The following is a 15,497-nucleotide window of genomic DNA, read 5'->3' as shown; positions in this document are numbered from 1 at the left end:
TAAATGAATTGGAAAGCACGTTTCGGTTTACAATCTCTATTTATATTTATTTTCTACTCAATTAGCTGGATTTCACTTTGGATTATTAGTTTTTATTTACATGAGGATGGGCAACAGGCTGTGCTTTTCCTGCCACAAGGATTGAGGCTAGTTCTGATGATTCTGTTATGGAGGCGTTATTTACCGCTCCTCATTATCAGTGAAATCAGTATGCTGTCATGGTTAATTAACGAACAGTTAATTACAAACCCAGCTATATTATTTTCTCCTGGGATCAGCCTGATCACGGTCTTATTGATTCAACAAATCTGGAAACGCTATTCTCTTTATTGGCAACAACTTTCCATTCTGTTAGTTGGCGTTATTATTAATAGCCTGTTACAAACTTTTTGCCTAAGTTTTTCACCATCATCTAAAGTAAATCTTTTTTTTCTCGCTTCAATCACCGGAGGTGTACTTCTATCTCCGTTTGTTTATCTGATTTACATCTATTTATATGAACAAAGTTTAAAAAACAATCACATTACAGACGATTCATTCTATCCACAATTACGATCATCTTTCTTAATGTGGTGTTTTCTATTCAGTTTATTAGGGATCAGTGGGCATTTCTTTTTATCCCCAAAAATTGAAGGGCTTTTATCAATTTTGGTCTTTCTCCCCAATGTTTTTATGGCTTATCGTTATGGTTGGCAAGGAGGTGTTTTTTCTGCATTGTTAGGTAGCTTGATAGTGACTTTTGCTCGTCAATCCAGTGGCTCATTTAGTGAACTCCAAGAATTGGAAATCTTTTTGACTACCCAGGCCTTATTAGGTATTGGGCTTGGTATAGCTATCAGCCGCCAACAACAGCTAGCAAGTAACCTAAGTCACTATCGTGCACGATTGGAAAAAGAGTTAGTTGCACGTTATACCTTAATGCAAAATCTAGTACACATTGAAGAAGAGATCCGCAAAAATATTGCCAGAGAATTACATGATGAAATTGGACAAAATATCACTGCTATTCAAATTCAATCTACCTTGGTAAAACGTACAGCAAACTCACCTCTGGTAATAAAAGCAGCAGAACAGATCAAATACCTATCCCAACAAATTCACCAATCTACTCGTCAACTACTACGCGAACTACGCCCACCGGCCTTAGATGAAATGTCATTCGAACAGGCTATTCGTCATCTGGTAAATGAATTCGCTTTCGAGGAACAAAACATTATTTGCCAGTTTGATTATCGACTTCCACAAGAGCCGAAGAATAGCACCATTACCTTAACTCTTTATCGACTTATTCAAGAGTTACTGAACAATATCAGTAAACATTCCAACGCTAATACCATTACAATCATCTTAAAACAGAAAGAAAATTTAATTCAGCTCCAAGTCAGTGATAATGGAATTGGCATCATAGATGATAAGAAAAATACAGGGTTTGGTTTGAAGGGGATTGAAGAACGAGTTCGTGCCCTTGGTGGTAACTGGAGCTTAAATACTCAACAAGGAACTCATGTTATTGTTAATTTACCTATAAATTCTGATGAGGGTATTAAATCATCAGAAATCATTTCTGACGTACTAAAACTATAGCTTCTAAGGCTTTTATGGAGATTTATTATGCAAACCAATAGCAATGAGCAGATTTCACAAAATTATCGCTATTGGAGAAGCCATCTGTTGATATCAATGATTGTTGGTTATGCCGCATTTCAATTAACACGTAAGAGCTTGAATATTGCCATGCCTGAAATGCAGGTAGAATTGATGCTAAATAAAGATGATATTGGCTGGTTAGCTAGTCTATTTTATCTTGCTTATGGCTGTTCAAAATTTGTATCAGGGATTTTCCATGACCATACTGGATATCGCTGGTTTATGGGAGCTGGTTTATTCGTAACCGGAATACTCAATATCATTTTCACCTTTTGCTCATCACTAACCGCTTTGTTGATTGTCTGGACACTAAATGGCTTTTTTCAGGGATGGGGATGGCCTCCCTGTGCACGACTATTAACTCACTGGTATTCCCGTAATGAACGAGGTTTCTGGTGGGGATGCTGGAATATTTCTATAAATATAAGTGGAATTCTTCTAACACTACTATCCGCGCTGTTAACAACAACCTATAGCTGGCGAGCTGCCCTACTGATCCCTGGAGTTATTAGTATTATATTGGGAATCTGGTTATTCCAAAAACTACCAGGCATTCCACAACAACAGGGTTTACCTAGCATTGGACAGTGGCGGCAAGATGCAATGGAGCTAAGGCAAGAGCACTCATCTCCACCAATGTCAATGATGAAAATCCTACAAGAAACAATTTTGTTCAATCGCACCATTTGGATTCTTGGATGTTCCTATATATTGGTGTATTTCATTAGGATCGCAATACATGACTGGGGTAATCTTTGGTTATCAGAAAAACATGGGGCCAACTTATTCAGTTCTAATGTTACCCTTTCACTATTTGAACTCGGTGGTTTGTTAGGTGCACTTTGCTCAGGATGGGGATCTGACATATTCTTCCGTAGCCGGCGAACTCCAATGATTCTGCTGTTTTCTATCGGGCTGTTTTTTTCAGTAACCGCTCTTTGGTTGGTTCCTATACAACACTATATTTTATTGTCTACTTGTATTTTCAGTATCGGTTTTTTTGTTTTCGGCCCGCAAATGCTAATTGGATTAGCCGCAACGGAATACTGCCATAAGAAAGCTGCCGGTACAGTCACTGGGTATTTGGGTCTGTATGCCTACCTTAGCGCAGCTATCGCAGGATGGCCGCTAAGTCAAATAATTAACAACTACGACTGGTCTGGTATGTTTGCTTTACTCACGTTAGCTTCTGCACTGATGGGATTATTACTCATGCCACTATTAATCGCAGATATTAATAAATACAGTAAAAAAACCTAACAAAATAGTTATATTTATTCCAAAATAGCCAGTAATCACCGATGGATTTACTGAATCTATCGCATTAGAGTGTAAACAGCCGGATTCTACATACACTACGGCTGTTTCCGCTCTAGATATGTTTTATACTCCACAAAATGTTACTCGTATTCTACAATTCTCATAATGAGATAAATGTTAATAAAAAGTTATAGAAATAGTGAATAGAAGTTTTTTATATTTTCATCCAAACTTATTATATACATTGAATAATTTACCAAGTGACATTCAATTCTGAAAAACAATTCTCTATTTCCTCACAGAATAAAAACAATTAATTTAGAGCATACTTTATACTACAAAAACAATATTTGTCCATTAAATGCTCTATTGTTGATTTTCACATTCGATATCAATTGTTATAAAAATCTGGATATTTATACTACTTATGGGGTAATTATTATCTGATAAGTATTATAAAGTAAATAATATGGGGTGCTTTGAAAAGAGATAAAACGTGAAGTTATCTCACTGTCCCCATAATAGTTGGGAAATTTATTCTTTTTATATGATAACTTTCGATCAAATAGTTAAATAAAAAATTAACATTCTAAAAGCAAAGTTAAAATTTAATTATTTAACATTAGACACTTAACAAAAAAAATAACACCCCTCTTAATTTAACTTTATAAAAACAAATAAAACCAACAAGTTTTGCTTCCTATTTAACATAGTCCAATACTCTGTAAAATAAAAAACACTCAATAGAAATTATTGATTTTGTTATCTGGTTTGCAAATTTACTCTATTAATTTGCATAAAAAATTTAACCTTATCATGATGTCCCAAGAATAAATCGGCAGGACTCTATTTTTAAATTAATAATAAGAGTTTCGTTTATTAATATTCATCTTAACTCACCCAAGGTAGAAATTCTGAAAGTAAGGACATCATTAATGAAACTCAATTATATCACCGCATTAATCGCTCTGGGGTTAACAGCAGCTACTATAACCAGCAATACTCAAGCAGCAGGCAGACTGATTGTTTATTGCAGCGGCACTAATGCCCTATGTGAAACAGAAACGCGTGCTTTTGGCGAAAAATATAATGTCAAAACCACATTTATTCGTAATAACACAGGTAGTACATTAGCTAAAATAGAAGCAGAAAAACGCAATCCACAGGCAGATGTATGGTATGGCGGTACACTTGATCCCCACTCCCAAGCCGGTGAATTGGATCTCCTGCAACCTTATCAATCACTGAACTTATCTCAAATCATGCCTCAGTTCCGCGATCCTGCAAAACGCAAAGGAAACTATTCTTCTGCTGTCTATATGGGTATCCTTGGTTTTGGTGTGAATACAGAACGCCTGAAAGAGAAAAATCTCCCCGTCCCCACATGCTGGAAGGATCTGACTAAACCAGAATATAAAGGTGAAATTCAAATTGCCGATCCACAAAGTTCCGGCACTTCCTATACCGCATTGGCAACTTTTATCCAATTGTGGGGTGAGAACGAAGCTTTTGATTACCTGAAAAAACTCAACAGTAATATTTCCCAATACACCAAATCCGGCATTGCTCCCGCACGTAATACCGCACGTGGTGAAACAGCCATTGGAATTGGCTTCCTGCATGATTATTCACTGGAAGTCGAAAATGGTGCACCAATGAAATTGATTTCCCCTTGTGAAGGCACTGGCTATGAAATCGGTGGTGTCAGCATTATCAAAAATGCCCGCAATATGGATAACGCCAAGTTGTTTGTTGATTGGGTATTGTCTAAAGAAGCTCAAGAGTTAAGTTGGAAGCAAGGGAAATCCTACCAGATCCTCACCAATATCACAGCAGAATCCTCACCCATTACACTGAATCCTACTGAATTGAATCTTATCAATTATGACATGGATAAATATGGTTCCAATGACATGCGTAAGAAACTGATTAATAAGTGGCTCACAGAAGTCAAAATGGGAAAATAACCTTTTAAATTAATATTATACCTATTCAAGCAGTGAGCCATAACATCTATTCGCTGCTTGATCACGTGATTTACGTACTCTCTTCGTAAAATTTTATTGGGGGAATTATGTCTCATACCCTTACCTTGCAGAAAAAGCAGGGGCGGGATTCTGTTTTCTGGTGGGTTATATTAGCATGGCTGTCATTTGCTCTGCTGCCATCATGGAGTCTGGATTACGGCCTTTTTGATTCAACACAAGAAGAAATTCTGGCAGCTTATGGCTGGAACGACTTCAATATCAGCATATTATGGTTTTTGCTGCCATCGGTATTGCTATTGCGTCCACGGCTTCCTGCCGATCACTATTCTCGTCAACGTCACTATTTTGACGCGGGATATGCCCTGGTATGCACACTTTTCATTATCACCAGTGCTGCATTAGCTGGACGCGGGTTAGGCTACTCCTCCATTGCTTTGTTTATCGCATTGGGAGCAATTATTACCTTGGCTCTCGCACGCTTGGAATGGCTTGGTGGTGACAATTTCGTCATTGGTTCGCTGGTAGCAATCATTGCGTTGATTGGAGTATTTATTCTTTTCCCTAGTATCGCCATCTTTATTCCCATGTTTACGGATGAGTCCGACCATTTTGCACCCTTCGCATTTTTATCGATACTCGGTCAACCCCATATACTGAAAATTATTGTCAATTCTGTGATGCTTTCTGTTGCAGTCGGTTTTGGCTGTACATTCTTTGGATTGGTGCTGGCGATTTACACCGCCAGAATCGCCAAACGTTCCGCCATCATTGGGCGGGTATTCTCCATTTTGCCAATCGTAACACCGCCATTTGTTGTCGGATTGGGTGTCACTCTAATGATGGGACGCTCCGGTTATATCACAGAGTTTCTGTCTACATGGTTTGGTTTAACTAACACAAACTGGTTATATGGTTTCACGGGGATTTGGATTGCCCAAGTGTTGGCATTTACACCAATGGCGTTCATGATTTTGGATGGTGCCATCAAGACAATTCATCCTTCTTTGGAAGAAGCGGCCTATACCCTGAGAGCCAATCGCTATCAAACTTTCTTCTATGTTTTTATACCGTTACTCAAACCAGCTCTTGCCAATGCTTTCTTGATCGTCATTGTTCAATCTCTGGCTGATTTCAGTAATCCTTTGGTATTGGGCGGTAATTTTGACGTGCTGGCTACCCAAATTTACTTCTATATCACAGGCTCACAGCTTGATTATCAAGCCGCCAGCACGCTGGGCGCATCACTGTTAGTTTTCTCACTTCTGGTTTTCTGTGTTCAGTATCTCTGGATTGGGAAACGTTCCTATGTCACGGTTTCCGGTAAATCTTACCGTGGCGATGTGCAGCCTTTGCCCGTTTCATTGGTGTGGAGTGTTTGCTCCCTGCTATTTGTCTGGGTAGTATTCAATATCCTGCTCTATGGCAGTATTTTCTACGGCAGTTTTACCGTCAACTGGGGCGTGGATTACTCTCTGACTCTGGATAATTTCATTAAGCTATTTGGTCAGGGAATGAGTGATGGCGCATGGCCTTCATTGTTAGATACGCTGCTATATGCTGGCATTGCCGCTCCCATTACTGCCATTTTCGGGCTGTTAATTGCCTATATCGTGGTGCGTCAACAATTCCGGGGCAAGAAAGTCATTGAATTCACTACGATGCTCTGTTTTGCAGTGCCTGGTACGGTCGCGGGAATTTCTTATCTTCTGGCCTTCAATAACGCACCATTCTATATCACAGGTACAGCGTTCATTATCATCATCTCCATGACAATGCGAAATGTACCTGTGGGTATTAGAGCCGGTATTGCAGGGCTTGGTCAGATTGATAAATCGCTGGATGAAGCCTCTCTCAGCCTGCGGGCGGGTTCGATGAGAACAATATTGCATATTCTGCTACCACTCTTACGCCCTGCTATCTTATCGGCATTGGTTTATAGCTTTGTGCGCGCCATAACTACGGTTAGTGCCATTGTATTTTTGGTAACTCCCGATACGCGTGTAGCAACAGCTTATATCCTGAATCGCGTTGAAGATGGCGAGTATGGCCTGGCTATCGCATATGGCTCCATTCTGATTGTGGTCATGCTGGCGGTAATTTTCCTATTTGACTATTTAGTTGGCGAAGCGCGTATTTCCCGCTCAAAAGCTAAAAATACCCAGTAATCATGGAGTGACGATATGACATTGCGACATTTTGTCGAATTAAAAAATGTGACCAAACGGTTCGGTAACAACACAGTAATCGACTCGCTGGATTTATCCATCCCACAGGGGCATATGGTCACTTTATTGGGGCCATCAGGATGCGGTAAAACAACGGTACTCAGGCTGGTGGCAGGGTTGGAAAAACCGACCTCAGGCAATATTTTCATTGATGGGGAAGATGTTACCGATCGCTCTATCCAGCAACGGGATATTTGCATGGTATTTCAGTCTTATGCCCTTTTTCCGCATATGTCATTGGGGGAAAACATTGGTTATGGATTGAAAATGCTGGGGCGGCCAAAAGCGGAGATCCGTGAACGTGTCAGGGAGGCATTGGAACTGGTAGATTTGAGTGGTTTTGAAGATCGCTATGTTGATCAGATTTCTGGGGGACAACAACAGCGTGTTGCTTTAGCTCGCGCCCTCATCCTCAAACCTAAAGTGCTGTTGTTCGATGAACCCTTAAGTAACCTTGACGCTAACCTACGCCGCAGTATGCGTGAAAAAATTCGTGAATTACAACAACAGTTCAATATCACTTCGCTCTATGTCACACATGATCAGAGTGAAGCCTTTGCTGTATCTGATACTGTTTTGGTCATGAACAAAGGAAAGATCATGCAGATGGATTCACCCCAAACTTTATATCGCCAACCTGCATCGAAATTTATGGCGAGCTTTATGGGAGATGCCAATATTCTCCCTGCCGCACAAGATGCAGATTATGTGGAGATTTTCCAATACCGGATACCACGCCCGGCTAATTTCACAGCAACACAGGCATCCATTACTGTTGGTGTTCGCCCGGAAGCAATTACCCTTCGCCAACAAGGGAATGAAAGCCAACGTTGCCAAATCAACCATGTCGCCTATATGGGGGCACAATATGAAGTAACCGTTGACTGGCATGGGCAAACATTATTGTTGCAGGTCAATGCCTCTCAACTGCAACCGAAAGTTGGTGAAAATTATTATCTGGAAATTCATCCGGTTGGAATGTTTATTTTAGAAGCGTAACGCCAAGCAAAATGTGTGTTCGGCAAGAGTCAAAATCCGTCACACTAAGCCCCTGCGCTCATCACCGCAGGGGCTTTTCTATCCGGCCAAATTCCTCACAAAACCAGAGAGATAATCACCTATTCTGCCTATCAATTCATCAATAAACCCTGTAAAATCTTCTACACTTTCTGGGTATGTCACACACCACCAAAAGTCCATTCATTTAACTTCTAATAAATAGGTTTTACAATGCATCAGTCTGATGTTGTTGATCGTTCGCTTTTCTCGTTAAGCTGGCCGATTTTCATTGATATCTTTCTGCATATGGCGACGTTATTAATTAATACGTACATGGTCAGCCATATTTCTTCTTCTTATCTCGCTGCGATGGGAGTGGGTAATCATGTTTTTGATCTCTTCATTACGATTTTCAATTTCATTAGCGTAGGTTGCAGTGTTGTCATCGCACAATATCTGGGATCAGGGAAGCGTGATAAAGCCAGTCAAGCGATTCATATCTCTATTGCATTTAATTTTTTACTGGGTTTCAGTTGTGCGCTGATCACGATTTTCTTCGGTTATAAGATCCTGCATATCATGAACCTGCCCGAAAATTTGATGGAGGATGGGTTTGCTTATCTGCATGTTCTTGGTATCTGTCTGATACCTGAAGCGATTTCGATTATTTTGGCTGCCTGTTTGCGGGTTTATGGTAAAGCGAAAGCGGCGATGTATGTCACGCTGATTGCCAACTTGCTGACGATTGTCGGTAACATGATCGTTCTGTATGGGTTCTTCGGGCTGCCTCAATATGGACTGGAAGGCGTGGCGTGGTCTACCGTATTTGGTCGTACTGTTGCCGTTATTTTACTCTGTGGATTGCTGTTCTGTGGCTTGAGAATCAAGTTTGAGCCTAAGCTGCTTGTGTATTGGTCTAAGAATATGTTGAGCAAAATCCTGCATATCGGCTTACCAGCCGCCGGTGAAAACCTGGTATGGATTCTGCAATTTATGACCGCACAAGCGTTTATTGGCCTGATGGGGGAAACTTCTCTGGCTGCACAGACACTTTACTTCCAATTATCTCTGTTCATTATGTTGTTTGGTATCTCTACCAGTATTGGTAATGAGATTATGGTTGGTCACCTTGTTGGCGCAAAACGCTTTGAAGATGCCTATATTCGCGGTATCAAGAGCTTGAAAATCGGCGTGATCGTCACAATCGGCGTCGTATTGACGTTCTGGATTTTCCGGGAGCCGCTTCTTGAGCTTATGACGGAAGATAAGAAGATTATCGAGCTTCTGCTGCCGCTGTTCCTGCTCTCCGTCTTTTTGGAGCCAGGGCGTACCTTCAACATTGTGATGGTCAATGCTTTGCGCGCTTCCGGTGATGCCCGTTTCCCACTCTGTACCGCAATAATTTTCATGTGGGGTATCTCCATTCCTGTCGGTTATTTTCTGGGAATAACGATGGAGATGGGAATTCTGGGAATTTGGATAGGCTTTTTCTGTGATGAGTGGGTCCGTGGGTTAGTTAACGCATGGCGCTGGAAGTCTAAAAAATGGCAGACCAAGCGACTGGATATCTGATTTAAATATAAAATGCCGCGTAGAATTGCGGCACTTTTATTTCAACAAGAAATCATTTCAACTAAAAACTATTTCAATAAAAAGTTATAACTTTTCTTTGCCATAGAATTCAGAACGTGGGCCATACAGCAAGTGGCCATATCCACCTGCACTTAACAGACGATTAGTCGTAATGCCTGCAATGTCATGGCTCCTGTCCGTAATGGTATTCGCGATTTGAGAGATAGCAGCCGATATCAGAATACCGACCAGACCACCGCTAGAGTAATCATCATTTTCTGTGGAAGATGCCGTCGCAATACCATTCCACAGTTGTTTACCCGTGCGCAAATCCACTAAACGGGCGGTTGCACTAACACGAGTATCACTGTTAATAATTTGGTATTGCGTGCCGTATTGTGTGATATCCAGGTAAAGAGCGGAATCCGCACCAAAAATGTCATACAGTTTTTTATAACTGAGATTATGGATATCTTGTGCCTCTGTCACGCCATTTTGGCGGAATGTTTCTTCAACTACAGCAACGGGATAAACATAATAACCGGACTCTGCCAGTGGATAAGCCACTTGAGACAGCAAACTGCCGGAAGCCTGTATTTCCACCGATTTATTGACCGCAGGCAGTACCAGAATGGATTTAGGTTTACTTTCCCTCAGTGCTGAATAGTCATACGGTTTATGTTGGACACATCCTGACAGAACCAGCAATAATAAGGCACCAATTGCCCCCAGAAAACGGTTCATTATTTCACTCCCTTATTTTTGCTTAACAGAAAATCCATGTAAGGCGCTGATTCAGGAAATAAATTTTTCTCTATTTCAAACTGCTGGAAAGCATCTTCAATATTACCAACCTTGCTGTAAAGCAGCCCCATTTGTGCATGCAAACCTGGGGGAACCGGTTTATCTTTAGCTTTGGCCTGTTCAATCACTTTTTGCAATGCCTGTAGCTGCTCTTGTGGCCCGGTTTTATCCTGCTGGTAATACTGATAAAGCGTTTGCTGATAATCACCCCATACGTACATGGTTTTCGGTGCTTTTGCACATCCCACCAATAGCAGTACGCCCAACAACATCCCCGTCTTTTTCATCAAAAACATACAGCTCTCTTTCCTGTCCAAACTTTCCGGAATAAATTTAACTAAGTAAATTAGTTAGTTGGCTTCCATGCCCCGCTTTCAATACCAGCGACCAGATCGTTGATCGCTTCACGGATCGCCAAATCCAATACCTTGCCATTCAGGGTAGAGTCATAGCTGGAAGTACCACCAAATCCAATGATTTCACGACTGGAAAGTTTATATTCCCCTGCTCCGGCAGAAGAAAAAACAACTTCGGAGGTTTCAACATTCACAACATTCAGCATCACTTTTGCATAAGCCACTTGTGATTTGCCACGGCCTAAAATGCCCCATAATTGATGATCACCGATTTCTTTGCGGCCAAATTCAGTCACGGAACCCGTAATAATATAATTGGCCCCTTTCAGTTTCTGAGTCTTGCCCTGCAAACCCGCTTCAGCTTTCAATTCAGCCAGATTGGTGCGTTCCAACACGTTAAAACGGCCGGTTTGTTGTAGGTGAGTCACCAGAATTGTTTTTGACTGATTTCCTAAACGATCAATGCCGTCAGAAAAAATGCCATTTTGATAGCTTGAACGGTTTTCGAATTTCCCGACGGCGATTGGGCTGCGAATGCCTGCATAAGTAGTCTTATAAGAAGTGACTTTTTGTACCGGCAGTGTTGACGAAGATTCTGTCGCACAACCAGCCAACACAAGAGAAGCCAGACAAAGCGAGGCTAATGTGAGTTTGCTTTTCATTATTATGTCTTCCTGAATGAATGTTTAAATAAAAGTGCCCGATTTTTTGTACAGGCGGATGCTACTAACATCAAACGAAATAATAATAAATATTGTTATAGGAAAAGTCTATTTAATTCAAAAATCAGGAGAGACGGTCACTTACTAACCCAATGATTAATAATGATTAAAAATTGAAAATTCAGTAAAGATCATTCAGGGGGAATTAGTTATCCGGTATTAATGTCAATCTCTTATTGATGAGTTAAACTCAATCACTTTTATTATATAAAATCTACCGGAGGAAATAATATTATAATTTACCGGATTATTTATTGATAAAATAAGGAATTACGACGACTATATTGCTTATAGTAGATTACTCAAACTATTTGATTATCTCAATCAAACAAAATTGCCTTTGCTATTCAAAGGAAAATTATAATTTAACTTATTTAAATAAAAATACATTTTGAATCTCTTAATATATCTGTTTAACCACAATAAACGAAAGCCTATTAACGGTGAATAAGATGCTATTTCCAATCCATGTCCCCAGATGAAGTTCATGTACTGAACAATTCCACCAGTAAAAAACTCTAGATTAATATGCTGAACTACATCATAATATTAACAATAAAAAGGATTTAATACTAACAAGGTGTTTTGAACTAAGATAAGCGTGATAAAGTACACAATTTTTCCCTCTGGTTGTTTCAATTGTTAATATCACAAAGACTCATAAGACCTTCTTACTAAAATTCAATTATTTTATTTATCAATATGATACAAACAAACCAGCATTCTTTTTTGCACAATCTCCCTTTGCGGTTTTTCGTTGAAAACAATAAGTAGCAATTTCTTCTTTATGACGAAGTTGTTCTCTCAAAAATCGTATCAGATGGAGTGTTTAGGGAAATTTTTTCTCTTTGAAATCATTGACTATCAGTACACGACAATAACCTTATTAAAATAGTGGTTAATCGTGTTTACGTGATGTATTTCCCCTTGTGCCTGTTCTATGCCCATTAAAATACCAAAGATGTAAGCGAGTGCTATTATGAAAACAGCAGCAAAAAACAATGATGTTACGCCCCACTTATCTCCGGCAGTCAAGTGCGCCAACATGACAGAAGATGAATGGAAAAAGGCGATAAAATTCGATAATACCGATACCGGTTGGGTTATCATGAGTATTGGTATGGCCATCGGAGCGGGTATTGTTTTCCTGCCTGTCCAGGTCGGATTAATGGGGTTGTGGGTTTTCCTGCTTTCTTCCATTATTGGCTATCCTGCCATGTATCTTTTTCAGCGACTTTTTATCAACACGCTTGCTGAATCACCAGAATGCAAAGATTATCCCAGTGTCATCAGTGGTTATCTCGGTAAAAACTGGGGAATTTTATTGGGGGTGCTCTACTTTATTATGCTGGTGATCTGGATGTTTGTTTATTCCACCGCCATAACCAATGACAGCGCTTCTTATCTACAAACCTTTGGCATTACTGATGAGTTAATGTCGGAAAATCCATTTTATGGGCTAGTGTTAATCTGTCTGCTGGTCGCTATTTCATCCCGTGGTGAACGATTACTGTTCAAGGTGTCCAGCCTGATGGTGATGGCCAAGTTATTTGTCGTTGCCGCATTGGGGCTTTCCATGATAGGCATGTGGCACTTATACAATATCGGGGCATTACCTCCTCTCGGTTTATTAATCAAAAAAGCCATTATTACGTTGCCTTTTACACTCACCTCTATTTTGTTCATTCAAACACTAAGCCCGATGATCATCTCTTATCGTAACCGGGAACAAAAACGTGAAGTTGCCCGCCACAAAGCATTGAGAGCCATGAACATTGCCTTTGGCATCCTGTTTTGTACCGTATTTTTCTATGCCGTCTCTTTTACGCTGGCAATGGGACACGATGAAGCCCTCAAAGCCTATGAGCAGAATATTTCTGCCCTGGCGGTTGCCGCCCAGTTCTTTCCCGGCGGTTGGGTCATTGCCGTCAGTATCATGCTCAATATCTTTGCTGTGATGACGGCCTTTTTTGGTGTTTATCTCGGATTCCGCGAAGCCAGCCAGGGGATTGCCATGAATATTCTTAGCCGCCTGATGCCTGCCGAAAATATCAATGAAAAATGGGTTCAAAATGGCATTATAGCTTTTGCCATTTTATTGGCATGGAGCGCCATCCTCCTGAATGCCCCGGTATTGAGCTTCACTTCCCTCTGTAGCCCGATATTTGGCATCGTTGGTTGTTTAATCCCCGCCTATCTGGTCTATAAAGTTCCCGGCCTGCACCACTATAAAGGCGCATCGCTCATTTTGGTCATCTTTACCGGGGTTTTGTTATGCGTTTCTCCTTTTCTGGCCTTTTCCTGATATGGAAAAAACGCCTGCTTAAGAAATTTTATATGTGAAAGGCCAATTTCGATCAGTTTTGTCATTAAGGTTTGTTTATATGAGTCAGAAACAACACACACGGTTGTGGAATGAGTTTATTCGTGCAGTCAAAAAGGAAGTTAAGCCAGCCATCGGGTGTACTGAACCCATTTCACTGGCCCTTGCTGCGGCCACAGCCGCATCTTATCTATCCGGCCCAGCACAGCGGATCAGTGCACGAGTTTCACCCAATTTGATGAAAAATGGTATGGGTGTCACCGTGCCGGGTACGGGAATGGTTGGGCTGCCAGTTGCGGCTGCACTTGGTGCATTGGGTGGCAACCCTAATGCGGGTCTGGAGGTTTTACAGAATGCCACTCCCGAAGAGATCGCACAAAGTAAGGCATTATTACAGCAAGGCGCTGTCACCGTCAGTATCCAACAACCGTGTGATGAAGTTCTGTATTCAGAAGCCACGGTATTTTATGAGAATGAATCGGCAACAGTCACTATCGCGGGCAATCACACCAAAATTGTGAGAATTGAGCATAATGGCCGTGTCATATTTGATAAGCAATCACAATCCAACGATACAGCGGTCTGTCATGCCGATGAAAATAACACTGACGGATATGTTGCCAATCATGAAACTGAATATTGCCTTGAGCAAGCCACCGCTTTTACGGTTTATGAGTTTGCAACCGAAGCACCTTATGAGGATATTCACTTTATACTGGAAGCCGCGCGTTTGAATGATGCCCTGTCTCAAGCAGGGTTAACCACACAGTATGGCTTACACATTGGCATGACTCTGCAACGCCAACGTGACAGGGGGTTATTGGCACGGGATCTCCTTTCCGACATTATGATCCGCACTTCCGCAGCTTCAGATGCCCGTATGGGTGGCGCTGTTTTACCGGCAATGAGTAATTCCGGTTCAGGCAATCAAGGGATCGCAGCGACTATGCCAGTTGTTGTTGTGGCTGAACATCTGGGCTGCAATAAAGAACAGTTGGCACGGGCGCTGATGTTGTCACACCTGATGGCGATTTACATTCACAACAAATTGCCAACGCTTTCCGCTCTTTGCGCAGCAACAACGGCATCAATGGGTGCAGCAGCAGGGATTGCATGGTTGATTGAACAACGCTATCAACCCGTTGCAATGGCAATTTGCAACATGATAGGTGATATCAGCGGTATGATTTGCGACGGGGCTTCAAACAGTTGTGCAATGAAAGTTTCCACCAGCGCCAGCGCTGCCTATAAAGCCGTTTTGATGGCGCTGGATAACAGTTGTGTCAGTGGCAGTGATGGTATTGTTTCCAATGACGTAGACCAATCCATCGCAAACCTATGTTCACTTGCACGACATGCCATGCAGCAAACAGATATACAAATCATTGAGATTATGGCGCACAAGGCCAGCTTTGCTTAAATAACCTGATACGACCAGAAAATGCTCAGGAGAGTGTTTTTTGGTCCCAATAAAATCATCTTCTACATTATTTGTTCCAGTAAATAATCATTACAATGATGAAACTATATTTAAATAATTATAGGGGATATCTATTTAATTAAATTTCACAAACTGAATAAGCATTATTGACCTTTTAAAA

The 15,497-nt window shown here is 41.0% G+C and carries 11 protein-coding genes; 8 read left to right on the top strand and 3 right to left on the bottom strand.

Annotated elements, in window-relative coordinates; translation table 11 throughout:
* Positions 1 to 3: 3 nt before the first annotated feature.
* The 6 genes from Xmir_RS05320 to Xmir_RS05295 all read left to right on the top strand — a co-directional run bounded on the left by Xmir_RS05320 (position 4) and on the right by Xmir_RS05295 (position 9,691).
* A complete protein-coding gene (locus Xmir_RS05320; RefSeq protein WP_099113385.1) occupies positions 4 to 1,584 on the top strand; it encodes an MASE1 domain-containing sensor histidine kinase in 1,581 nt (526 codons plus the stop codon).
* A gap of 27 nt (positions 1,585 to 1,611) precedes the next feature.
* Positions 1,612 to 2,907: an MFS transporter family glucose-6-phosphate receptor UhpC gene (uhpC, locus tag Xmir_RS05315; RefSeq protein ID WP_099113384.1), complete on the top strand. Its 1,296-nt coding sequence runs from the start codon at positions 1,612 to 1,614 to the stop codon at positions 2,905 to 2,907.
* 935 nt (positions 2,908 to 3,842) lie between these two features.
* Entirely contained in the window at positions 3,843 to 4,874 is a 1,032-nt protein-coding gene (locus Xmir_RS05310) for an ABC transporter substrate-binding protein (protein ID WP_099113383.1), read from the top strand.
* A gap of 107 nt (positions 4,875 to 4,981) precedes the next feature.
* Positions 4,982 to 7,060 carry an ABC transporter permease gene (locus Xmir_RS05305; RefSeq protein ID WP_099113382.1) on the top strand — a complete coding sequence of 693 codons (2,079 nt, stop codon included), beginning with the start codon at positions 4,982 to 4,984 and terminating at the stop codon, positions 7,058 to 7,060.
* 15 nt (positions 7,061 to 7,075) lie between these two features.
* Positions 7,076 to 8,119, top strand: coding sequence for a ferric ABC transporter ATP-binding protein (gene fbpC, locus Xmir_RS05300; protein ID WP_099113381.1), 1,044 nt, complete (start codon positions 7,076 to 7,078; stop codon positions 8,117 to 8,119).
* A 231-nt stretch (positions 8,120 to 8,350) separates the two neighbouring features.
* On the top strand, positions 8,351 to 9,691 hold the full coding sequence (locus tag Xmir_RS05295) for an MATE family efflux transporter (RefSeq protein ID WP_099113380.1): 1,341 nt from the start codon (positions 8,351 to 8,353) through the stop codon (positions 9,689 to 9,691).
* A gap of 84 nt (positions 9,692 to 9,775) precedes the next feature.
* On the opposite strand, the gene Xmir_RS05290 is transcribed toward Xmir_RS05295, so the two are convergent.
* Genes Xmir_RS05290 through Xmir_RS05280 form a run of 3 tightly spaced genes read right to left on the bottom strand, consistent with a single transcriptional unit; the run spans position 9,776 to position 11,513 of the window.
* Positions 9,776 to 10,435 carry a DUF799 domain-containing protein gene (locus Xmir_RS05290; RefSeq protein WP_099113379.1) on the bottom strand — a complete coding sequence of 220 codons (660 nt, stop codon included), beginning with the start codon at positions 10,433 to 10,435 and terminating at the stop codon, positions 9,776 to 9,778.
* On the bottom strand, positions 10,435 to 10,791 hold the full coding sequence (locus Xmir_RS05285) for a DUF4810 domain-containing protein (RefSeq protein WP_047962592.1): 357 nt from the start codon (positions 10,789 to 10,791) through the stop codon (positions 10,435 to 10,437). Before Xmir_RS05285 ends, Xmir_RS05290 begins: the two co-directional genes overlap by 1 nt.
* Positions 10,792 to 10,841: 50 nt before the next feature.
* On the bottom strand, positions 10,842 to 11,513 hold the full coding sequence (locus Xmir_RS05280) for a CsgG/HfaB family protein (protein ID WP_099113378.1): 672 nt from the start codon (positions 11,511 to 11,513) through the stop codon (positions 10,842 to 10,844).
* A gap of 1,039 nt (positions 11,514 to 12,552) precedes the next feature.
* Between Xmir_RS05280 and Xmir_RS05275 the strand changes: the two genes are divergently transcribed.
* A complete protein-coding gene (locus tag Xmir_RS05275; RefSeq protein ID WP_099113377.1) occupies positions 12,553 to 13,878 on the top strand; it encodes an SLC5/6 family protein in 1,326 nt (441 codons plus the stop codon).
* A gap of 79 nt (positions 13,879 to 13,957) precedes the next feature.
* Positions 13,958 to 15,316: an L-cysteine desulfidase family protein gene (locus Xmir_RS05270; protein ID WP_099113376.1), complete on the top strand. Its 1,359-nt coding sequence runs from the start codon at positions 13,958 to 13,960 to the stop codon at positions 15,314 to 15,316.
* Positions 15,317 to 15,497 lie beyond the last annotated feature (181 nt).

The sequence above is a fragment of the Xenorhabdus miraniensis genome (genome assembly GCF_002632615.1).
Note: the sequence above shows the minus strand (reverse complement) of the source record. Positions and strands in the feature narration are given on the sequence as shown.